This window comes from Antrihabitans stalactiti (assembly GCF_012932915.1).
In the GTDB taxonomy this organism is placed as follows: Bacteria; Actinomycetota; Actinomycetes; order Mycobacteriales; family Mycobacteriaceae; genus Antrihabitans; species Antrihabitans stalactiti.
This window is the reverse complement of record NZ_VCQU01000001.1, coordinates 1,061,122-1,082,433: the sequence shown is the minus strand read 5'-3', so window position 1 is coordinate 1,082,433 and position 21,312 is coordinate 1,061,122. Positions and strand designations below refer to the sequence as shown.

The window sequence follows — 21,312 nt, the reverse complement described above, 5'->3', positions numbered from 1 at the left end:
CACGAATCTTGGAAGACGCTGAAAATAGCCTTGCAGTCGTCAACGAACCGGCTGTGCATCTGCTGCTCGGCGCCGAGCGAGAGCGACCGCCTCGCGGCGAGTCGACACCTCCAGCTTCATCAGAATTGCTGAAACGTGGTGGTCAACGGTCCGGACAGACAGCACGAGGCGCTGCGCGATCTCGGTATTCGTCAAGCCGTCGCCGATCAGCGCCAGCACCTCCGATTGGCGCTCGGTCAGACCGGACGGGTTCGCCCGCGTCGTTGCCGCCGGACCGCGCGGCAGCCGTTGGACGCCCATATCGCGGAGCCGCTTGCGCACGACCACCGCCGCGGCGTCGGCACCCAGGCCTTCCAGAATCGACAACGACTGGAACATCGGACCGAGTTCGCCGGAGTCCCCGAGCTCGAGCGCCTGCTCGTACGGGTCGCCGATTCGCGCCCAGGCGTCTGCTGCTGCGCGCCAGTGTCCCTTCAGTGCGCTGGCCCAGGGTTCGGGGCAGCCTGCGAAGACCGCGACGCGCTGGCCGCCTCGTTGCGCGTGTCGCAGGAACTCCGCATACATCGGGGTTGCGACTGGGTGGGCCGAATTGGGCGTCCACCTCGGCCCTGAGGCGTCGCTGGCGATCGGCTGACCCGACAGCCAGCTCCATTCCGCGTGCGCAAGCCCCGCATACGCCAGGGGGAGGTTGATGCGCGCTGCCTTTGCCCGCTCGAACGTACTGTTCACGAGCTCCGCGGCATCCGCCGAACCACGGCGCGCGAGGATCTTGCCGAGATGAGCCGACGCGATTACGCCGACCATGCTGCCCGCGTCCACCGTCTCGAGAACTGCGCGCAGTTCACGCTCTGCCGCATCCCACTGACCGCGCCGAATCATGTGCTGGCACCGCATGATGTCGAAACGCAGCGAGTACACCGGTAGGTCGTGGTCGACCATGTATGCCGACCCCTCGGCGATGCACTCCTCCAGCTCGTTCAAGTAGCCGAAGCGGTTGAGGAGTTCGGCGAGGATCGTGTAGCCGCGTCCCGCGCCCTCGTGATCGCCGTTCGCCGCCGCATCGAGGACGCCCTGGCGAATCATCGCGATCCGCTCGTCGTTCGCGAGGTCCTCGCGGCAGAGACCGAGGTAGATCGAGCACATGGCCTGCAGGTCCGGGCGCTCGGCTTCGGCGGCCAATTTGAGCGCTCGCTCGAGGATCGGCACAGCCATCGCCAGCACTTCCGCTGTGCCGAGCATGCAACCGTAGTAAGTCGTCACGTAGGCGCGTGACGACACGGACCCAATCTGTTCGAGGATCGTCAAGGCCTCTGTGATCGTGGAAAAGGCCTGCGCTGGTTCGCCGTTGAGGAGCAGCTGATGGGCCAGCGACACCATGGTGACGCCTGCTGCCTCGCCGTCGTCGTTGCTGCGGTGCAACTCGACCGCTTGCCGGGACGCGCCGACGGCATCGGCAACTCGGTGCGCGTTGTAGAGCTCCCAGGCGTACTCGTCGAGCACGGCGGCACGGTCGATCGGACCGAGCAGATTGGTCCGAAGCGCTGCCTCGTAGTGGATCAACGCCTGCCGGTGCGAACCGACTTTCGCGGCCTCGCGTCCCGCCGCCGGTGCGTACGCGACGACTGTACGGTCGTCGCCTGCGCCGGAGGCGTGGTGCACGAGACGGGCGAGGTCCAGCGGCTCGGTCTCGAGCAACACGCGAATGATCGATCGGTTCGCCGACCGCCGGACTATCGCGGGCAGGCTGTGTTCCAGCGCGCGCCGGGTCAGCTCGTGGCGGAATCCGATTCCGGTGGGGCGCATTTCGATGATCCGACGTTCTTCGGCCTCGCCGAGCAAGTCGATCGAGCGGCCGAGCAACTCTTCTGCCAGTTCGAATTCGATCGTCCCTGGGACGACGCACAGTTGCTCCAGCGCCTTCTGGCAGCCCGGTGACAGGCGATGCACACGCGCGAGCACGGTCGCTGCGACGGTGGGTGACACATCACCCGGCGCGGCCGCCAGGGCCTCCACCACGTAGAACGGGTTGCCGCCAGTGGTCGAGTGCAGGGCAGCGGCGTCACGGCCGTCGTCGTTGGCAAGTTCGCGGACGGCGCCGATCGTCAGCGGTTCGAGGCGTAGCCGAGTCGGTGATGCGGCGGAGAGAATCCCGAGCAGACGACGCAACGGATGTGCGCCGGAGAGCTCGTCGTCGCGGAACGTGAGAACGACCAGCGTCGGCGAGCTTTCGATCCGGCGAGCAAGGTGACCCAACACGTCCAACGTCGCGTCGTCGGCCCAATGGAGGTCCTCGATGACGAGGACTGTGGGAGCGGGACCGGCGAACTCGGCAACCGCGCTCGTCATCACGTCGTCGAGGGAGCCCGCTGTCAGTGCCTGCCGCAACGGTCCGTCGGTGGTGAGCGTCGCGTCGCGCAATGCGCCGAGCGTTCGAGGGGCCATCAGGTCGTCGCAGATTCCGGCGAGCACTCGCACACTCGGGTCGAGACCGGCCAAAAAAGCGCGCACCAGCGTCGTTTTACCGATGCCTGCTTCACCGCTGATCAGGACGACGTTTCCACGCTTGGCCTGGGCTTCCGCGAACGCAGCGGCGATTTCGGCGAGCTGACCGTCCCGTTCGAGTGCCCGCAAAGCCATACCCAATCGTGCCACGGCGGTTGTGCGCCTCCGGCCCTCGTGCGCGAATTTCACCCCTAGGGGGGTCAAACTCGCACACCGTCGCCGGAGGCGCAAAATTGGCGCGTGGCAGCAAAAGGCGAGGTCCCGATCGACCCCGCGCGCAGTCTCTCGTTGCTCTGGGGCACGCACGGAAAAGTGGGCAGATCGGGCCTGACTGTGGACGCGATCGTCGACGCTGCGATCGATATCGCCGACCGTGACGGGGTCGACGCGGTGTCGATGCGTCGGATCGCCGAGCAACTCGGCGTCGGCGCGATGTCGCTCTACACACATGTTCCGGGCAAGTCCGACCTGATCGACCTCATGACCGACCGGGTCGTCGGTGAGCTGTACGACGATGTCGATGAACCGAGTCGAGTCCACGGTGGCTGGCGCGGTGCGCTGACCTATATCGCGGAGCGCAATTGGGAGCTGTACCAACGGCATTCCTGGTTGCCGCACCTGGATCACCACAGACCGGTCCTCGGCCCGAACACCACGGGCAACTACGAAGCCGAGCTTCGACCGCTCGACGGACTCGGGCTCACCGACGTGGAAATGGATTCGGCCTTGAGTCTCGTTCTCACCCACGTCGCAGGTACCGCGAAGGCTCTGACGACGGTCAAACAGACGACTGCCGAGTCCGGGATGACGGACGCGCAATGGTGGAGCGTGACCGGTCCGATTCTCGCCGAACTCGTCGACCCAGAGCGGTATCCGGTCTCGTCACGCGTCGGGACCGCGACGGGCGTCGAATTCGACGCGCCGAGCAGCCCCGCCCACGCGATGCAATTCGGGCTGGACCGAATTCTCGACGGGATCGGTGTGCTGATCGACCAAAGACGCTCTAGCTGACCGGCACTCGGGCGAGAGGTCTCGGCAGCCCTTCGATCCCGACGTCGGCGAACAGCACCGCGCCGATGGTGGTGACGAACAACCCGCCACTCCCGAAGGCAACGGACGACACGAATGCTTCTGGGATATCTAGGACTTCGCTGAGCTGCCCATCAGGGGTGAACCTCGCAACACCGGCACCACTGCCGAGCGCGACCCACACGCCACCCTCGGCGTCGACGGCGAGCCCGTCGCATTCGCCGCGTGGGGCACTGGCGAAGATGTCGCTTCGCGACCCACGGACCGCGCGAATGCGCGATGCGGCGTATTCGGCCACGTACAGGGTTTCGCCATCCGGCGAGAAGCCCATGCCATTGGGCCACAACAGATCTGACGCAACTGTGGTCACGTCGCCGGCAGCGTCGAGCCGCAGCACCTCGGTCGGGCCTGCCGGTTCGCCTTTGGTGGGGTAGTGGCGAAGTACGCCGACGACGACGGAACCGTCTGACGCGACCGTCAAGTCGTTGAGCCCGGCCGCGCCGTCCGGCGCGAGCAGTGAGTGCACATCGGTGTCGCGTGCGTAGGCCAGGTCACGCCCGGAAACCACGAAACCGCCTGCTTCGTGGACGGCGATTCCACCGATTCCGCGCCTTCGGGGGACGACGAGTTCGGCGGTGTCGCCGGTCAATCGGTAAACGCCACCCATCGTCGTGTTCGCGAACACGAGTGAGCCGTCAGGCATCGGCGTGGGTGCCTCCAGGAGGCCCTCTGATCGGTACAGGGTCCGAAAAAGAGTCACTCGCTATTTCTAGCCCAGAACGGTGGCGACGATGCCCGCGAGGTAGCCCAGTCGGAGAACTTCGGAGGGTCGGAAGTCCGGGCCGCCGGGGCGCCCGAGGACGAGCACTTTGCCGGTTCTGCCGAGCGGCGCTGCTGCGAGCTTCGTGTTCATGTCGCGCCAGATCTGGGGGACCCAGTCGGCGTCGCCGTCGAGGATCGTCGGCGATTCGAGCGGCATCCACGGGATTTGGGTCGCGTGGGTTTCGGGCGCGCCCGCACTGCCGACCAGGCGGTATGCGCCCTGTGAGCCCATTCCGATCACGGTGCTCCAGCCGACTCGCAGGATTCGGGGGGCGCCGTCGACCAGCACCTGCAGGCGATCGTCGTGAGCCGTCGCGACCTGATCGATCAGCTCGAGTTCGCGATGAGTATCGAGAATCCCCGAGTACGGCCGGATCGAATCGACGCGCACGCCTTCGAGCGCTTCGGCGGCGGTGAGCAGCGTGTCCGGCAGCGAACCGGGCTCGACGTCGACCACGAGATCGTCGACGGCGTAACCGTCGACACGGTCGACGACGTCGAGGGACAAGATGTCCGCACCGACTGAGCCGAGCGCGAGTGCGAGCTGTCCAAGGCTGCCGGGACGGTCGGGGAGCTGGACGCGAAGCAGGTAAGACACGTGCGTCCTTTCTAGGGGCCTGCCCACTGTCGGGCACGCAGATTCGGCAATCCTTACACTTCGAGCCCCGGACCGCTCGGTCGGAACCAGTGACGTGATCCAACAGACAAGAGCTGGTCACGGGTCCGATACAAACTGCCGATCGCTAGGCTGTGCGGTGACTCTCCCACGAAAGGGGCTAATCGCGGTGCCTGCCATTTCCCGTGACGAGGTCGCTCACCTCGCGCGGCTTTCCCGGCTCGCCCTCAGCGACTCCGAGCTCGACCAGTTCGCTGGCCAGCTGGATTCGATACTGAATCACGTCAAAACGGTCGCTGAGGTTGCGGCTGACGATGTGCCACCCACCGCGAACCCGAACCCGGTCACCAACGTCACGCGACCTGACGTCATTGTGCCGTCGTTGACGCCCGAACAGGCGTTGTCGGGCGCGCCCGCTGCCGAAGAGGGCCGTTTCCAGGTGCCGCAGATTCTGGGGGAGGAGCAGTGACCGGAGTCGATCTGACGCAGCTGGACGCATCCGACCTCGCTGCCCGCATTCATTCCCGCGAACTGTCCTCGGTCGAGGTCACGCGGGCGCATCTGAGCCGGATCGCCGCCACCGACTCCGAATACAACGCCTTCCTGTACGTCGGTCGTGAGCAGGCACTCGCCGCTGCGGCAGACGTCGACAAGGCGCTCGCCAACGGTGAGCCGGTCTCGGCGCTTGCCGGTGTTCCGTTGGCGCTGAAGGACGTCTTCACGACGACGGACATGCCGACCACCTGCGGCTCGAAGATCCTCGAGGGCTGGGTATCGCCGTACGACGCGACGGTCACCTCGCGCTTGCGTGCCGCCGGAATTCCGGTCCTCGGCAAGACGAACATGGACGAGTTCGCGATGGGGTCGTCGACGGAGAATTCCGCCTACGGGCCGACGAAGAATCCCTGGGATACCACTCGCATCCCCGGTGGCTCGGGCGGTGGCTCGGCGGCTGCGCTGGCGTCGTTCCAGGCACCGCTGGCGATCGGCACCGACACCGGTGGCTCGATTCGGCAGCCAGCAGCAGTGACCGCAACGGTCGGGACGAAGCCGACCTACGGAACAGTGTCTCGCTACGGACTTGTCGCGTGCGCATCGTCGCTGGACCAAGGCGGTCCGTGCGGTCGCACAGTGCTCGACACCGCATTGCTGCACGAAGTCATCGCAGGCCACGATCCGCGCGATTCGACGTCCCTCGGCGCTCCGGTTCCGCCGGTGGTCGCCGCCGCGCGCGAAGGCGCGCGTGGTGATCTGAAGGGCGTGCGCGTCGGCGTCGTCAAGGAACTGCACTCCGACAGCTACCAGCCGGGCGTCATCGCGTCGTTCGACGCCGCGGTCGCGGTGCTGACGGATCTCGGTGCCGAAGTCGTCGAAGTCTCTTGTCCTCATTTCGAATACGCGCTCGCGGCGTACTACTTGATCCTACCGAGCGAGGTGTCGTCGAACCTTGCGCGTTTCGACGCGATGCGTTACGGCCTGCGCGTCGACGACGGAAACATGAGCGCAGAAGAAGTCATGGCAGCCACCCGCGCGGCTGGATTCGGTCCAGAAGTCAAGCGGCGCATCATGATCGGCACCTACGCGCTGTCCGCTGGATACTACGACGCCTACTACGGTCAGGCGCTGAAGGTCCGTACGCTTATCGCCCGCGATTTCGACAAGGCCTACGAACAGGCCGACGTCCTCATCTCGCCGACCAGCCCGTTCACGCCATGGAAGCTCGGCGAGAAGGTCGACGACCCGCTGGCCATGTACCTCTCGGATCTCTGCACCCTCCCGACCAACCTCGCCGGCCACTGCGCGATGTCGGTGCCCTCGGGCCTGAGCGCGGACGACGGACTGCCCGTCGGTCTCCAGATCATGGCTCCCGCACTCGCCGACGACCGCCTATACCGTGTCGGCGCCGCGTACGAGCTCGCCCGCGGTCCGGTGGTGCGGGGCTAGGTCGCTTCCACCCCTCGTGAGTCTTTTTGGAGTCCAGGGACTCCAAAAAGACTCACGAGGGTGTGATCAACACCCGGGCATCGCGGTGCCCTGGTCCACCGCGTACCGGTGGCCATGGCCGGCCGGGGCGTCGAGGGCGGCGAGCAGGTCGACCGCGGTCTGGAGGAAGCTCACCACCGGAAGCCATTGCGGTGCCGGGGCGTCGGGCCTGGCTCCGGACAGGTCCGGCGGTGCGTACAGCAGTCGCGGCGACCAACGAATCACCGGGTCCGAGCTGTTGGCCAGCACGGTCGCCGACCCACGCTCGACGGCTCCCGCAGGCGGACCGGCCCACAGCGTTCCGCAGGTCGCGACGCCACGGACCGCGTGGCTTCCCCCGATCGCGCCAAGGCTCTGCCCGTAGACGTACAGATTCGGGGGGTGCGGCAACGACGCAATTCGTTCGGCGACCGCCTGCACCACTGCACTGGCCGAATCCTGTGCTGCCCGACGCCCGAAAAGGAACGTCGCCCAACTCGGCGCGTACGAATATTGCACGCCGACGATTGCCACGTCGTCGTGGAAGCGACGCTCGAACCCGGTGACAGCGTTGGCGTCGATCCAGCCGGACCCGGTGGGTATCGCCACGACGATGTTGGACCGCGTCAACCCGCCGGACTGCTCGAGCTCTCGAATCGCCAGTGCGACTCGGCTGGCGAGGTCCGGAGCCGAGGAGATTCCCGCGTACACGCGCACGCTGGAACGAGTAGGCCTGCCGCCCAAGAACTTTCGCCCCTCCGCGCCGAGTCGCTCCCACGCGGCTGGGGCAACCGACAGCGGTCGATGCACGTCGGGATCGACGAACGAGTTGGCAGCGCCGTACGAACTGGTCCGCCAGTCCACCAGCGCCGGGACACCGACAGCTGTTGCGGCGACCGTCACCGCAACCAGCAATGCGGGTCCGAGGGTCCGCGCGGTCGCACCGAGCAGCTTCACAACTCCGTACAGCGCCAGGACGACGACGCCCGCGCCCGCCCACACCTGGACCCAATAGCCCGGACCCAACAAAGGCGCACCCATCGCCGCCCGCAGACCGTCCTGCCACCGATCGGCGGCGACGAATGCCCAACTGACACCGAGCAGCCCGACAACGACGCCGACCAGGCGGACCGCATCGCTTCCTCGAACCACTCGCCCGACACTCAGACCGAGTGCGACGAACACGCCGGTCACGACCGCTTGCATGGTTGCGGTCCGCGGTAGCAAACCAGGGGCCAGCGACGCCATCGTCATCGCCGATACCGCGGCAGACGTCCCCACTCGTGGCAGCGCGACCGTTCGGGCAAGTGCAAATGGCCGCGATGAGGTCTCGACAACTGCGCTCATGCCACTGCTTCTCGAAGTAGTTGTCCCAGAGCGAATGTGCGCGGCCGCCAATGCAGCATGCCGACACCGATCAGCAGGATGCCCACGAACAACGCCGCTGCACAATAGATTCCGACCGGCTCGGGTCCGGGCGTGACGTACCCCTGCCGCCACGAGTTGGCATCGACGAAGCCGATTGCGATGTCGGCCATCGTCGAGCACCCGGCGCGCGCGACGGAGTCGGATCGCGAGCCACACGCGTCGTGCATCCGGGTGCCCAGTTGCGCGTCGATCGCCTGCCGTGCCCACGGACCGAGCGGCTCGCCTGCACGGTCGGCGTATCGCAGCACGTCGTAGCCCAAATCGTGTGCTTTGCAGGCCGAATCGAACTCGGCAGGCAGGGTGACGGGGGAGGAGCAGTCGCCGTCGGGGTTGGCGAGGAAGCCGTCGACCACGGTTGGCCGATACCCGATCACGGACTCGAAATCAGCTGGGATCACAGGTGCCGCGTCCGTCGTCAACGCCGCGATCATGTTCCGCGCCTGCGCACTTTCCGGCCCGGTCCCTGCTGCACTCGCTGCAGGCGCGAGCGCGGCAGACGCGACGGTCAGAATGGCCGCTGCCGCGACCGCACGATTCGTCCACACAGTTCTTCGCATAGCCGACGACGTTAGAAATGCGGCGCACGCGCTCACATCACTCTGCGGTGCCGCGCGCATTTCACTCCCAGGTATGACGACACCGCGCGTCTGGGTTCATAGTGTCGTGTCATGTTGACAATTGGCCGCGTGCGGCGTGTGAATTGGAGCCGAGGGCTGGACTGGCTGATCGTTCTGGTCACCGGGATCTTCTTCGCGATCGCCTGGCCCACCTTGCACGTCACGCACTCGGTGTCGGCGCCGATTCAACCGGTCGTGGCGGCGCTCGCAGCTGGACCGTTCATTCTGATCAGGGCGAATCCAGCACTGGGGTGGGCAATTTCAGCTATCTCGGCGTTGGTGATCCCGATTGCGTTCGCGTCGACGCCGGGCAACGAGATCCCATGGCAAGTCGTCCACATTCTCGTTCTGTTGCCGTTGCTGTTCGCGGTCAGCTTGCGGACCGCATTGCCCATCGTCGGTGTCGCATGGGTTTCGACTGTCCTGCTGTTCGTCGCGAACATGGGTCCTGGTGCACGAGCGGGCTGGACCGTGTTACTCACTGCCACGGTCGTTGTCGCGCTGCTGGTGCGATGGCTCGTCCTGTCTCGTCGCCAGCTCGCCGAACAGGAGGAAGTCAGCGAGCTCGAGCGCGCCCGCCGGACCGTGTTGGAAGAAAAAGCGCGCATCGCCCGCGATCTGCACGACGTCGTCGCACACCACATGTCGCTGGTCGTCGTCCAAGCGCAGACTGCCGCCTACCGCGTACCTGATGTATCGCCTTCTGCTAGAGCCGAATTCGAATCGATCGGCGCGACCGCGCGTGAGGCGCTGAACGAGATCAGGGGCATCCTCGGCGTGCTGCGCAGCGACGGCGTGGGGCCGGAGCATGCGCCTCAGCCTGGCACCGCTCAGGTCGAAGAACTGCTGGAAGGCAGTCTGCGGGCTGGAGTTCCATTGTCCTGGAACATCAATGGCGATCGCAGCGCGATCTCGGAGACGACCGGTCTCGCGGTGTACCGCATCTTGCAGGAGTCGTTGTCGAACGCATCGCGCCATGCGCCGGGCGCACCGGTCCGAGTGACGATCGAATACGGTTTGGCCCTGGTGTCTTTGAGCGTCGTCAACGAGGCGGCCACTGCGCCGCAGCAGGTTTCCCACGATGCGACCGGCGGCAGCGGAATCGGCGGAATGCGCGACCGCGCACTGGCCGTCGGCGGACTTCTCACGGCCACGCCGAGGGCAGAGGGTGGGTTCGAGGTGATGGCACAGTTGCCCGTCGGAGTGGTCGCGGGGTTCGCGCACCACTCGGCATAGGGTGACGGGGTGGCCATAACGGTTTTGATCGCCGACGACCAGGCGATGGTGCGCCAGGGTTTCGGGGCACTCCTGGCCGCGCAACCGGACATCAGCGTCGTCGGAGATGCCGCGGACGGCAAAGTCGCCGTCGCCGAATGCAGGCGACTCCGTCCCGACGTCGTACTCATGGACGTCCGGATGCCGGAGATGAACGGACTCGAGGCAGCACGGGTCATCTTGTCCGCGGGCTTCGATCCGCCTGTCCGGGTGCTGATGCTCACGACGTTCGATATCGACGACTACGTGTACGAAGCGCTCAGCATCGGCGCCAGCGGATTCATGCTCAAAGACGCCCCCGCCGAAGAGTTGGTCCGGGCGGTCCGGGTGGTGGCAGACGGCGAGGCGTTGCTGGCGCCGACCGTCACGCGCAGGCTGATCGCCGACGTCACCAAACGCCGCGCAGTGCCACGGATCAAGTCGACAGCGTTGCAGTCGCTCACACCGCGTGAACGTGAAGTGCTCGAGTTGATCGCAAAAGGCCTGTCGAACACCGAGATCGCCACTGCGCTGTTCGTCGCGGAGCAAACCGTGAAAACCCACGTCGGCAAGGTGTTGTCGAAACTGAGCCTGCGAGATCGAGCGCAGGCGGTCGTGCTTGCGTACGAGAGCGGCCTGGTTACCCCCGGGTAGTGAGCGGACGCCCCCGCGAGGATGCAAGATAAGGGGACGAGCAGAACCTTTCTTCCACGATGGGGTCGGCAATTGCGAATCGGAACACTCACGGGTGGCGGCGACTGTCCAGGTCTGAATGCGGTGATCCGAGCGGTCGTGCGCACAGCGAACGGGCGCTACGGCGACACCATCGTCGGATTTCGGGACGGGTGGCGTGGTCTGCTCGAAGACCGAAAGATCATCATCCAGAACGACGATCGCACCGACCGGCTCCTCACCAAGGGCGGGACGATCCTCGGCACCGCCCGGACCAACCCGGACAAGCTCAAAGCCGGCATCGAGCAGATAAAGCAGACGTTGGACGACAACGGCATCGACGTGCTCATCCCGATCGGCGGTGAGGGAACGCTGACCGCCGCGCACTGGCTGTCGGAGGAAGGCGTGCCCGTCGTCGGGGTGCCGAAGACGATCGACAACGACATCGACTGCACCGACGTCACGTTCGGTCACGACACGGCGCTCAGCATCGCGACCGACGCCATCGACCGGCTGCACACCACCGCCGAGTCACATCAGCGCGTGATGCTCGTCGAGGTGATGGGCCGGCATGCCGGCTGGATCGCGTTGAATGCCGGGTTGGCGTCCGGCGCGCACCTGATCCTGGTGCCCGAGGAGCCGTTCGACGTCGCGGAAGTCTGTGCGACGGTGAAGAAACGCTTTCAGCGCGGCGATTCGCACTTCATTTGCGTTGTCGCAGAAGGCGCAGAGCCCGACCCGAAGTCGATGACGTTGCGCGAGGGCGGAATCGACGAGTTCGGCCACAAGCGGTTCACCGGCGTCGCGCAACAACTCGGAAACGAAATCGAGCGCCGACTCGGCAAAGAGGTCCGGACCACGGTGCTCGGCCACGTTCAGCGCGGCGGAACACCCACGCCGTACGACCGCGTCCTCGCCACCCGATTCGGTCTGCACGCTGCGGAGGCCGCCCATCGAGGCGAATTCGGCAATATGGTCGCGCTGCACGGCACGCGCATCGAGTTGGTCCCGCTCGCCGACGCCGTCAAGCAGTTGAAAACCGTTCCCGCCTATCGCTATCAAGAAGCAGCAGCTTTCTTCGGTTAACCCCACCCCGTGCGCGCGTCTCACCCCTCCAGGGGTGAAATTCGCTCACAGTCGACGGCTGCGGTGTATCGCCTGCCAAGAGTGCGAATGTGCTCGACCAACTCCGGGGGATCGTCGACGCGGAAGTCCATCATCAGCATGCTGAGGTAGATCGCGATGGTTTCCATTGCGTCAGCACCGGTTACGAGGATGCAGGTGTTCGCGTCGACGGCCTCCACGACGCCGACCGCCGGGTTGATCCGGGCGATGACCGTGTCGGCAGGCGCGAGGACCGTGACCCTTGCGTGCACTTTCCACGCCGTCGACGCAATCTCGCGCAGGACGAATGCCACGAGGTCTTCGTTGGGGAGGCTGCGCGGGCGGAAGCGTCGAGTGCCGATGCCGGCCCGCTCGATCAGGGCGACGGGAAGCGCTCGCCAGCGATGTGTCCCGAGGTCGTAGGCGACGAGATACCAACGTCGCTGCCAATTGACCAGGCGATAGGGCTCGACCTCGTCCAGCTCCGAGATTCGTACGGTCGTGTTGTCGCGAATCGCGCCGGCGATCGTGGCGAGAATGTTTGCGGATACGGGCGCGTCAGGCTCGCGCGAGCCGGTCGTGGCCGGACCGATGTCGGTCGCTCGCCGCAACGCAGTGACCTTGCGCTGCAGCCGCTTCGGCAGAATCTGCTCCAACTTCGCCAACGCGCGTGCCGAACTTTCGGTGATGTCGGCGATCCCCGTCGATCCGTCCTCGGCGAGACCGATCGCGACAGCGACGGCGACCGCTTCGTCGTCGTCGAGCAGCAGCGGCGGCATGGTGGAGCCGTGACCGAGTCGATAGCCGCCGACCGAGCCACGCGTGGCATCGATGGGGTAGCCGAGTTCGCGCAACCGCTGGATGTCGTTGCGCAGTGTGCGACCGCTGATGCCGAGACGGTCGGCGAGTTCGGTGCCTGTGCGCACGTTGCGGTCCTGCAGCAGCGACAGCAGTCGAAGGACCCGAGTTGCTGTTTCTGCCATCTTTTTTCGGTCTCCGTTGGTATTAGGAACGAATCTAGCCTAATAGACAAATAGGCTTCAGATATAACGAAAACGACGACCGAAAGGCCTTCTCATGACGAACAACACCTGGCGCGACGTTCTTGCCGCTTCGCACCGCGCACTTGAGACGACAGTCGCTGCAGTGCAGGCCGACCAGTGGAACCTCCCGACGCCGTGCTCGGAGTGGACCGTCACGCAGGTCGTCCAGCACGCCGCAGGCGACCAGCTGGCCTACGCGTCGGCGCTCGGTGTGGGTTCCGGTCCGGACTTCGACCCCTTCTCGCCGTCGGGAACCATCGCGGGCGACCCGGTTGCCTTGGTCGGAGCGGCCATCGAAGAGACCGCGAAGGCGTGGGCTGCCGTCGCCGACGACCGCGAATCTGCCCCGACGCCGTTGCCGCACGGCGAGCTGCCGATCTCGATCGCCTCGGGAGCGTGCGCAATGGATGCGGCCGTCCATGCGTGGGACATCGCGATCGGGACGGGGCAGCCGTCGCCGCTGGGCGACGAACTGGCCGCCCAGCTGCTGGTTGTCGCCCACGCGATCGTCGAACCGTTGCGCAACTACGGCGTCTTCGCCGCGATCGTCGAAGGTGACAACGGCGGTGCCGAGGCAGAGCTGCTGCGTTACTTGGGCCGCAAGCCCTGACCCGAACCGTGCGCGAGTTTCACCCCTTCGAGGGTGAGACTCGCGCACAGGGATAATGGCCACATGACCGCCGCAACCGTCGAGCTGCTCGACTACTCCGACGTCCTCGCAAAGTTCGAGCCGGTACTCGGCATGGAAGTGCACGTCGAGCTCGGGACCGTGACGAAGATGTTCTGCGGTTGCCCGACCGCGTTCGGCGCCGAACCGAACACCCAGGTCTGCCCCGTCTGCCTCGGACTTCCGGGCTCGCTTCCCGTGGTGAACCAGTTGGCGGTCGAGTCCGCGATCCGGATCGGATTGGCGCTGAACTGCGACATCACGCCTTGGGGCCGGTTCGCGCGAAAGAACTACTTCTACCCGGACCAGCCCAAGAACTACCAGATCAGCCAGTACGACGAGCCCATTGCGACCAACGGTTACCTCGACGTCGTCCTCGACGACGGCAGCACCTGGCGGGTCGAGATCGAGCGCGCGCACATGGAGGAAGACACGGGTAAGTCGCTGCACGTCGGCGGTGCGACCGGACGCATCCACGGTGCCAGCCACTCGCTCCTGGATTACAACCGCGCCGGAGTTCCGCTCGTCGAAATCGTCACGAAGACCATCTCGGGCGCGGGGGAGCGGGCGCCCGAGGTGGCGCGCGCATACGTCACCGCGCTGCGCGACCTGCTGAAGGCGCTCGGCGTCTCCGACGTCCGCATGGACCAGGGTTCCCTGCGGTGCGACGCGAACGTCTCGCTGATGCCGATCGGCGCAACGGAATTGGGCACCCGCACGGAGACGAAGAACGTCAACTCGCTCAAGAGCGTCGAGATCGCGGTCCGTTACGAAATGCGCAGGCAGGCGGCTGTTCTGGCCAGCGGCGGCGAGGTCGTTCAGGAAACCCGTCACTTCCAGGAGGCGGACGGTACGACTTCCCCGGGTCGCCGCAAGGAGACCGCCGAGGACTACCGCTACTTCCCAGAGCCTGACCTCGAACCCGTTGCGCCCGACGCGGAGTGGATCGAAACGCTGCGTGCGACCTTGCCCGAGTTGCCCTGGTTGCGGCGGGCCCGCATTCAGCAGGAGTGGGCCATCTCGGACGCCGAGATGCGCGACCTCGTCAACTCCGGAGCTGTCGACCTCGTCATCGCGACCGTCGAAGCCGGTGCACCGGCCGATGCAGCGCGGTCGTGGTGGGTGTCTTACCTTGCGCAGCAGGCGAACACGCGCGGCGTCGAGCTCACCGAGCTGCCGATCACGCCTGCGCAGTTGGCGAAAGTCATATCGCTGGTGACGGCGAAGACGCTGAACAACACGGTCGCCAAGCAGGTCGTGGATTTCGTCCTCGACGGCGAAGGCGACCCCGACGAGATCGTCGCTGCCCGCGGGCTCGGCGTCGTCAGGGACGAAGGGCTGCTCAAGGCGGCCGTCGACGAAGCGATTGCAGCCAATCCCGGTGTCGCCGAAAAGATTCGCGGCGGCAAAGTCCAGGCTGCAGGCGCCATCGTCGGTGCGGTCATGAAGGCGACCAAGGGTCAGGCCGATCCGGCTCGCGTGCGCGAGCTCGTGATCGAGGCCTGCTCCTAGTCCGGTCCGCCTCCGCCACCTGCGGGGAGCGGCACGAGGACCACGCGGTCGTCGAACTGACCGGGCTCGCCTGCGGTCTTGTTGACCGTCGCGGCCCAGAGGAACCCCTGCGGTCCGGCCGCAAGCCCGCCGATCTGGCCGAATTCGTTTTGCACGGTCAGCGTCGGGGGAGCGGTTATCGCTCCGGTCGTGGCGTCGACGGTCAGGAAGCCGACGGCCTTGCCGTTGGTCATCGCGACTGCGACGGTGGTGCCCAGGGCTACGCAGCCCGCGACGCCAGGACGGTCCGGCCAGGTCCATGCCGGTGTCGCACCGGGGACGCCGTCGGTCACCTTCTGCAGGCGATCTTCAGTGGCGGTCCGGTCCGTGACCCAGATCGTGGTGGCTGACTCGACACAGACGTCACCGGCTACCCCGATACCCGACAACAAGATCTTCGGTGGCGCGGTCGGCGCGACGGTCGACGGTTTGGTGATGCTGAACAGCTTGCCCGCCAGCGACGCCGGATCGGCTGCCGCGGAGGGATTCCCGGCGTCGCCGGTCACGACCACCATCGTGTTGGCGTCCGAAAAGTCGATCGCACCGGCATTTCCGGTCGACCCCTTCGGGATACCGGTGAACACGTCCTTCGGCGAATCATCGAGCGCGAATCGAACGATGCGGTTGTCGCTCGGGGTCGTGATGTAGGCGTAGATCAGCCGATCTTCTTGGTAATTAGGGGAGAGCGCGAGATCGAGCAGGCCGCCGTCGCCAGAGCCGTCGACGGCGATGCGCGCGACCTCGACCGGAAGCTGACCAGTTTCCTGCTGACCGACGGTGACCTGCATGATGCGGCCGGTCCGTCGTTCGGCGACGAGCGCAGACTGACCGTCCGGCATCCCGATGATGCCGCCGGTGGTGTCGAGGCAGGTGCCGACCACTCGCGGGTCCGGATCGATGCAGGGCAGGTTCGGCCGCTTACGCGGGGTCGTCGTTGTCGGGTCTGGCTTCTTGGGATTTTGGTTGTCTTGCCCAAGCGAGGGCTCCGGACTGAATGGGCTGGACCCGGAGTCGTCGAAGCGGGCGCACCCGGTAAGTGCGAGTGCGAGCGCAACCACCGCGATCGTGATTCGGCGCAGCGTGCGAGTGCGCTTGCGTCGCACCCGCAATACAGCCAACGTCATAGCTACTCACGTTACGCAAAACCTGGCGATGGGCGTTCGGACGGGGTCGCGCCGTGCAGCCGACTCGGCGCGTCGGCCACGATATTCACCGGCTCGTAACTGGGTGGCCCTACCCTGTGTGCGTGACCGAGACGCCGCAGAACAAGTCGGGTACGAGCGATGAGACGACGACCGGTCGTGCGGCGTCCAGCCCGTTCGATGGGCCGACCGAGCGACTGCCGATCGCTTATCCCCAGATGCCACAGACCGACGAGGACCTCGACATCGACGCAACTTCGCAGCTGCCGCCATACCGATCCGACTTCGAAGAGCCTGCGCAGAAGTACGCGTTCGAGCCGGAAACGCCCCCGCCTCCGCCGGCAGTTCCGCTGACGAAGGCGAAGCGGGCACCGGCACGAACGTTCGGGGACGAAGCGAAAACCAATCGCGGCACACTCGATCTCGGCTTGCTCATTCTGCGGCTCACCGTCGGCGGGATTTTCGTCTATCACGGGTTGCAGAAACTCACCGGCTGGTGGGGCGGTCCGGGCCTCGACGGCATGGAGCGCGGACTTGCGTCAGGCGGCTGGTCGCAGCCACGACTGTCCGCGATCATGGTCACGATCGGCGAACTAGCCGGTGGTTCGCTGCTGATCATCGGGTTGGCGACGCCGTTGGCCGGTGGCGCGGTCCTTGCTGTGATCATCGATGCTTGGCTGGTCAAGCAGAACATGCAGCACGGCTTGCAGTTCACGACCACTGGTGCCGACGGTAAGACGATCACGCCGTCACCCGAGTACGAGACGGTCCTGATGTTGGCGGCCGCGGCAATCATCCTGACCGGGCCAGGCAAGTACGCATTCGACGGCGGTCGAGGCTGGGCGACGAGACCCTACATCGGCTCGCTGTTGGCCTTGCTCGCCGCAATCGCCGCCGCTGCATGCACGTGGATCTTCCTGCACGGCGGAAATCCGTTCATCTAGACCACCAAGACGAGCTTTCCGCGCACGCGCCCCGCCTCGCCCACGCGGTGTGCCTCGGCGACCTCGGCAAGTGGAAAGGTCTGGATTGCCGGGAGTGTGAAGCGCCCGGAGTCGATCAACTCGCCGATCTCATCGAGTACGTGGACCGCGCGGCCGGTGTCGCCTCTGCTGAACGTCACCCCGTACTTCTGCGCTCCCGCGAAATCGGCGAGAGTCACGACGTTCGCGGGGTCGCCGGCGAGTTCGATCAGCTCGGGCAGGATGCCATTGCCAGCCACGTCGAGCGCGAGGTCGACGCCGTCAGGCGCGACTGCGTGGACTCGTTCGACGAGCCCCTCGCCGTAGACCACCGGTTCGGCGGCCAGCGATCGCAGGTACTCCTGGTTTGCCGCACCGGCAGTGCCGATCACGCGTGCACCCCGCAACACGGCGAGTTGAACGGCAGCGCTACCGATACTTCCCGACGCGCCGTTGACCAGCACGGTCGTGCCGCGTCGGACTCCGAGTTGATCCAGCGCACGCGTGGCGGTCTCGATCGCTGCAGGCAACGCCGCTGCACCAGGAAAGTCGATGGACGCGGGGATCACTGCGTAGTAGGAGAGCACAGCCGATTCGGCCTGGGCCACAGCCTCTTCAGCGAACCCGAATACGCGATCGCCGACAGCCACATCCGCGACACCGAGCCCAAGCTCATCGACGACGCCCGCCGCCTCGTAGCCCAGCGTCTGCGGAAGCTCCTCGTCGATCAGACCCTGACGCTTCTTCCAGTCGCTCGCATTGATGCCCGCCGCCCGCACCGCAATACGCACCTGGCCCGGACCTGGATGCGGATCGGGAAGATCCACGATTTCGAGTACCTCCGGACCCCCGAACCGGCTGAAACGGACTGCCTTCATCGATGCTCCGATCTCGATGTCGAGAATGTGCTGACGGCTCCGTCCCAGGGACACTACGACAGGAAGGAACACCATGATCGAACGAATGGACAACGTAGGCATCGTCTTCGACGACCTCGAGGCCGCTATCGAGTTCTTCACCGCACTGGGGCTGGAGCTGGAGGGCAAGGGAACCATCGAGGCCGATTGGGCCGATCGCATCGTCGCGATCGAAGGCCAGCGCGTCGACGTCGCGATGATGCGGACTCCAGACGGTCACGGCAAGGTCGAGTTGATGCAGTACTTGACGCCGAAAGCAGTCGGCGGGAATCCGAACGCACCGGTGAATACGCGCGGCTACTTGCGCGTCATGTTCGCCGTAGACGACATCGACGACACCGTTGCCCGTGTGCAAGCCCTCGGCGCGACCCTGGTCGGCGAGTTGGCGCAGATCGGCGACGACTGGCGCATGTGCTACGTCCGCGGTCCCGAAGGCGTCATGGTCGGCCTCGCCCAGCAACTCAACCGATGAACTGACCGCTGAACGCTCATTCCTGACGATTCGCCACGGATTCCCGTCTCGATCTGCAAGGAATGTGCGCTCAGCGTCTATGGCACCCGGCGGACCGCGCCTTTGTCGGCCGAGGTGGCCAGTGCGGCGTAGGCGCGCAGGGCGGTTGTGACCACACGTTCACGGGCGACGGGTTGCCAGGGTCGCTCGGAGGCTTCCATCTTGGCGCGTCGTTCGGCCAAGACTTCGTCGTCGATCAACAACTCCAACTTCCGCGTCACCACGTCGATCAGGATCTGGTCGCCGTCTTCGATCAAGCCGATGGCGCCGCCGTGTGCGGCTTCGGGGGAGATGTGGCCGACCGAGATGCCCGACGATCCACCGGAGAAGCGACCGTCGGTGATCAACGCGCATTTGCGGCCGAGGCCGGAGCCTTTGAGGAATGCAGTGGGGTGCAGCATTTCCTGCATTCCCGGACCACCTGCCGGACCCTCGTAGCGCACGACCAGCACCTCACCCGGCTGGATGACCTTGCCGAGAATTGCGGAAACCGCTTCTTCCTGCGATTCGACGACGCGTGCGGGCCCTTGGAAGTTCCAGAGTTCTTCGTCGATGCCTGCGGTCTTGATGATGGCGCCGTCCGGTGCGATGTTGCCGCGCAGAACGGCGAGCCCACCCTCGACTGTGTATTTGTGCTCGAAGTCCCGGATGCAGCCGCCGGCCGCGTCGGTGTCGAGCGAGGACCACCGGTTGTTCGTGGAAAACGGCTCGACCGTGCGGACACCGCCGGGCGCGGCATGGAACAGCTCGATCGCTTCGTCGGATGCCTTGCCGGAGCGGATATCCCAGGTGTCGAGCCAGTCGTCGAACGACCGCGTATGGACCGTCGAGACGTCGGTTTCCAGCAAACCCGCGCGACGCAACTCACCCAGGATCGCGGGGATTCCGCCCGCTCGGTGCACGTCTTCCATGTGGTAATCCGAGTTGGGGGAGACCTTCGACAAGCAGGGGACGGCGCGACTGATCGAATCGATCTCGGCGAGGTCGAAGTCGAAGACCTCGCCTTCCTGCGCTGCGGCGAGGACATGCAGCACTGTGTTGGTCGACCCGCCCATCGCGACGTCCAAGGCCATCGCGTTGCGGAATGCCTTCGGAGAGGCGATGTTCCGCGGCAGGACGCTTTCGTCTTCGTCGCGGTAGTACCGAAGCGCTGCTTCGACGACCGCGGTGCCCGCTCGTTCGAACAGTGCACGCCGAGCGACGTGGGTGGCCAGCGTGGAACCGTTGCCGGGCAACGCAAGTCCGAGCGCTTCGGTCAGGCAGTTCATGGAGTTCGCGGTGAACATGCCCGAGCACGACCCGCACGTCGGGCACGCGCTGCGCTCGACCTCGGTGAGGCCCTCGTCACTGACGTCGCTGTTCGCGGACGCCGAGATCGCCGTGATCAAGTCTGTCGGGGCTTGTGCCACACCACCGACGACGACAGCTTTACCGGCTTCCATCGGTCCGCCAGACACGAACACGGTCGGGATGTTCAGCCGTAGAGCGGCATTGAGCATGCCGGGAGTGATCTTGTCGCAGTTGGAGATGCAGACGAGTGCGTCGGCGGTGTGCGCGTTGACCATGTATTCGACCGAGTCGGCGATGATTTCGCGGCTCGGCAGGGAGTACAGCATGCCGCCGTGGCCCATAGCGATTCCGTCGTCGACGGCGATCGTATGGAATTCGCGCGGCACTCCGCCTGCAGCCCGGACCGCGTCGGCGACGATGTCGCCCACGTTCTTCAGATGTACGTGTCCGGGCACGAACTGCGTGTAGGAGTTCGCAATTGCGACGATCGGCTTACCGAAATCCGAATCCGTCATTCCGGTCGCGCGCCAGAGTGCGCGGGCGCCAGCGGCATTGCGTCCAGCAGTGGTAACCCGTGATTTGAGCGGAGGCATGGGGCAACGCTACGTTTCGTGGCCGTCGTCGGGCGAATCGTTTTCCTCGGTCCCCGGACCGAACGGGTCCGGGATATGACCGCCGGACGCCGCAGCGAGTTCCTGCAGACGATCGAACCCGACAGCGGGTAGCGCAACTTCGCCGCCGCGCACGAGGTCCGCTCGGACCCAGCCGCGCTTCGGGATGCGGACGCCCTTGATGTCGGACCACTGCAGGGTCCGGAAGCCGAACACGGTCTGCAATGCGAGCCCCTCGGCCGAGACCGTCGTTTGGGTTCGCAGCACCCAGACCACTACGGCGATCGGCAGCAAGAACAACCAACCGAGGACTGCGGGCCACGAGAGTGCAGGAAAGCTCACGCAGACCAGCAACATGAAGGCCGCGAGCAGGGCCAACCGTTGTATGCGGATGACGTGACGAATCGGCTGTCTCGACGCCCCGTCGGTTCGCTCACCCTTTTCGGTATGGGACGATTGGTCTGGTGGCACGGACTTATGCGGTGATGACACACCAACATCTTCGCATTACCTCTTTCAATCCCACATAATGGGACGACCTGGTCACGAGTTTGACTCGTCTGCTCACGCGCGCATACCGTCGAACGCGTGAAACCAACTGAGTTGCTCGTA

At 65.6% G+C, this 21,312-nt stretch carries 20 protein-coding genes; 10 read left to right on the top strand and 10 right to left on the bottom strand.

Going from position 1 to position 21,312, the window contains the following annotated elements; all coding sequences use genetic code 11:
* Positions 1 to 39: 39 nt before the first annotated feature.
* Positions 40 to 2,637 (bottom strand): ATP-binding protein, encoded by a 2,598-nt coding sequence (locus tag FGL95_RS05220; protein WP_169585080.1) that lies wholly within the window; start codon positions 2,635 to 2,637, stop codon positions 40 to 42.
* Between the two features lie 105 nt (positions 2,638 to 2,742).
* On the opposite strand from FGL95_RS05220, the gene FGL95_RS05215 reads away from it, so the two are divergent.
* Positions 2,743 to 3,513, top strand: a complete 771-nt coding sequence (locus FGL95_RS05215) for a TetR/AcrR family transcriptional regulator C-terminal domain-containing protein (protein ID WP_169585079.1) — start codon at positions 2,743 to 2,745, stop codon at positions 3,511 to 3,513.
* On the opposite strand, the gene FGL95_RS05210 is transcribed toward FGL95_RS05215, so the two are convergent.
* Together FGL95_RS05210 and FGL95_RS05205 are read right to left on the bottom strand one after the other, a co-directional pair.
* Entirely contained in the window at positions 3,506 to 4,291 is a 786-nt protein-coding gene (locus FGL95_RS05210; RefSeq protein ID WP_338079712.1) for an SMP-30/gluconolactonase/LRE family protein, read from the bottom strand. The two genes, FGL95_RS05215 and FGL95_RS05210, sit on opposite strands and share 8 nt — an antisense overlap.
* A 9-nt stretch (positions 4,292 to 4,300) precedes the next feature.
* Positions 4,301 to 4,951, bottom strand: coding sequence for an ACT domain-containing protein (locus tag FGL95_RS05205; protein WP_169585077.1), 651 nt, complete (start codon positions 4,949 to 4,951; stop codon positions 4,301 to 4,303).
* A 187-nt stretch (positions 4,952 to 5,138) separates the two neighbouring features.
* Here FGL95_RS05205 and gatC point away from each other — a divergent pair, with 187 nt between their 5' ends.
* Entirely contained in the window at positions 5,139 to 5,438 is a 300-nt protein-coding gene (gene gatC / locus FGL95_RS32195) for an Asp-tRNA(Asn)/Glu-tRNA(Gln) amidotransferase subunit GatC (protein ID WP_169585076.1), read from the top strand.
* Complete coding sequence (gene gatA / locus FGL95_RS05195; RefSeq protein WP_169585075.1) at positions 5,435 to 6,913, top strand: Asp-tRNA(Asn)/Glu-tRNA(Gln) amidotransferase subunit GatA; 1,479 nt, start codon at positions 5,435 to 5,437, stop codon at positions 6,911 to 6,913. The genes gatC and gatA overlap by 4 nt, the downstream gene beginning before the upstream one ends.
* A gap of 66 nt (positions 6,914 to 6,979) precedes the next feature.
* Here gatA and FGL95_RS05190 read toward each other — a convergent pair whose 3' ends face one another.
* The gene (locus FGL95_RS05190; RefSeq protein WP_169585074.1) at positions 6,980 to 8,278 is read right to left on the bottom strand and encodes an alpha/beta-hydrolase family protein; all 1,299 of its coding nucleotides are present in this window, start codon (positions 8,276 to 8,278) and stop codon (positions 6,980 to 6,982) included.
* Entirely contained in the window at positions 8,275 to 8,916 is a 642-nt protein-coding gene (locus tag FGL95_RS05185; RefSeq protein ID WP_169585073.1) for a hypothetical protein, read from the bottom strand. Before FGL95_RS05185 ends, FGL95_RS05190 begins: the two co-directional genes overlap by 4 nt.
* 111 nt (positions 8,917 to 9,027) lie before the next feature.
* Here FGL95_RS05185 and FGL95_RS05180 point away from each other — a divergent pair, with 111 nt between their 5' ends.
* From FGL95_RS05180 to FGL95_RS05170, 3 genes are all read left to right on the top strand, one after another.
* The gene (locus tag FGL95_RS05180; protein ID WP_169585072.1) at positions 9,028 to 10,212 is read left to right on the top strand and encodes a sensor histidine kinase; all 1,185 of its coding nucleotides are present in this window, start codon (positions 9,028 to 9,030) and stop codon (positions 10,210 to 10,212) included.
* Positions 10,213 to 10,221: 9 nt separating this feature from the next.
* Positions 10,222 to 10,884 (top strand): response regulator, encoded by a 663-nt coding sequence (locus FGL95_RS05175; protein ID WP_169585071.1) that lies wholly within the window; start codon positions 10,222 to 10,224, stop codon positions 10,882 to 10,884.
* Positions 10,885 to 10,956: 72 nt separating this feature from the next.
* Positions 10,957 to 11,988, top strand: a complete 1,032-nt coding sequence (locus tag FGL95_RS05170; protein ID WP_169585070.1) for an ATP-dependent 6-phosphofructokinase — start codon at positions 10,957 to 10,959, stop codon at positions 11,986 to 11,988.
* A 20-nt stretch (positions 11,989 to 12,008) separates the two neighbouring features.
* Here the strand turns inward: FGL95_RS05170 and FGL95_RS05165 are convergent, their stop codons facing one another.
* Positions 12,009 to 12,989, bottom strand: coding sequence for a helix-turn-helix transcriptional regulator (locus FGL95_RS05165; RefSeq protein ID WP_169585069.1), 981 nt, complete (start codon positions 12,987 to 12,989; stop codon positions 12,009 to 12,011).
* 94 nt (positions 12,990 to 13,083) lie between these two features.
* On the opposite strand from FGL95_RS05165, the gene FGL95_RS05160 reads away from it, so the two are divergent.
* Together FGL95_RS05160 and gatB are read left to right on the top strand one after the other, a co-directional pair.
* Positions 13,084 to 13,659: a TIGR03086 family metal-binding protein gene (locus tag FGL95_RS05160; RefSeq protein ID WP_169585068.1), complete on the top strand. Its 576-nt coding sequence runs from the start codon at positions 13,084 to 13,086 to the stop codon at positions 13,657 to 13,659.
* Positions 13,660 to 13,722: 63 nt separating this feature from the next.
* A complete protein-coding gene (gene gatB, locus FGL95_RS05155) occupies positions 13,723 to 15,228 on the top strand; it encodes an Asp-tRNA(Asn)/Glu-tRNA(Gln) amidotransferase subunit GatB (protein WP_169585067.1) in 1,506 nt (501 codons plus the stop codon).
* On the opposite strand, the gene FGL95_RS05150 is transcribed toward gatB, so the two are convergent.
* Positions 15,225 to 16,391, bottom strand: a complete 1,167-nt coding sequence (locus FGL95_RS05150) for a PQQ-dependent sugar dehydrogenase (protein WP_169585066.1) — start codon at positions 16,389 to 16,391, stop codon at positions 15,225 to 15,227. The two genes, gatB and FGL95_RS05150, sit on opposite strands and share 4 nt — an antisense overlap.
* Positions 16,392 to 16,513: 122 nt before the next feature.
* On the opposite strand from FGL95_RS05150, the gene FGL95_RS05145 reads away from it, so the two are divergent.
* Positions 16,514 to 17,353, top strand: coding sequence for a DoxX family protein (locus FGL95_RS05145; RefSeq protein WP_338079711.1), 840 nt, complete (start codon positions 16,514 to 16,516; stop codon positions 17,351 to 17,353).
* Here FGL95_RS05145 and FGL95_RS05140 read toward each other — a convergent pair.
* On the bottom strand, positions 17,350 to 18,249 hold the full coding sequence (locus FGL95_RS05140; protein ID WP_169585256.1) for an NADP-dependent oxidoreductase: 900 nt from the start codon (positions 18,247 to 18,249) through the stop codon (positions 17,350 to 17,352). The genes FGL95_RS05145 and FGL95_RS05140 overlap by 4 nt on opposite strands.
* Before the next feature lie 85 nt (positions 18,250 to 18,334).
* On the opposite strand from FGL95_RS05140, the gene FGL95_RS05135 reads away from it, so the two are divergent.
* On the top strand, positions 18,335 to 18,760 hold the full coding sequence (locus FGL95_RS05135; protein WP_169585065.1) for a VOC family protein: 426 nt from the start codon (positions 18,335 to 18,337) through the stop codon (positions 18,758 to 18,760).
* A gap of 77 nt (positions 18,761 to 18,837) precedes the next feature.
* Here FGL95_RS05135 and ilvD read toward each other — a convergent pair whose 3' ends face one another.
* Both ilvD and FGL95_RS05125 read right to left on the bottom strand, forming a co-directional pair.
* The gene (gene ilvD, locus FGL95_RS05130) at positions 18,838 to 20,682 is read right to left on the bottom strand and encodes a dihydroxy-acid dehydratase (RefSeq protein WP_169585064.1); all 1,845 of its coding nucleotides are present in this window, start codon (positions 20,680 to 20,682) and stop codon (positions 18,838 to 18,840) included.
* A 9-nt stretch (positions 20,683 to 20,691) separates the two neighbouring features.
* Positions 20,692 to 21,192 (bottom strand): PH domain-containing protein, encoded by a 501-nt coding sequence (locus tag FGL95_RS05125; protein WP_206071439.1) that lies wholly within the window; start codon positions 21,190 to 21,192, stop codon positions 20,692 to 20,694.
* Positions 21,193 to 21,312: the final 120 nt, after the last annotated feature.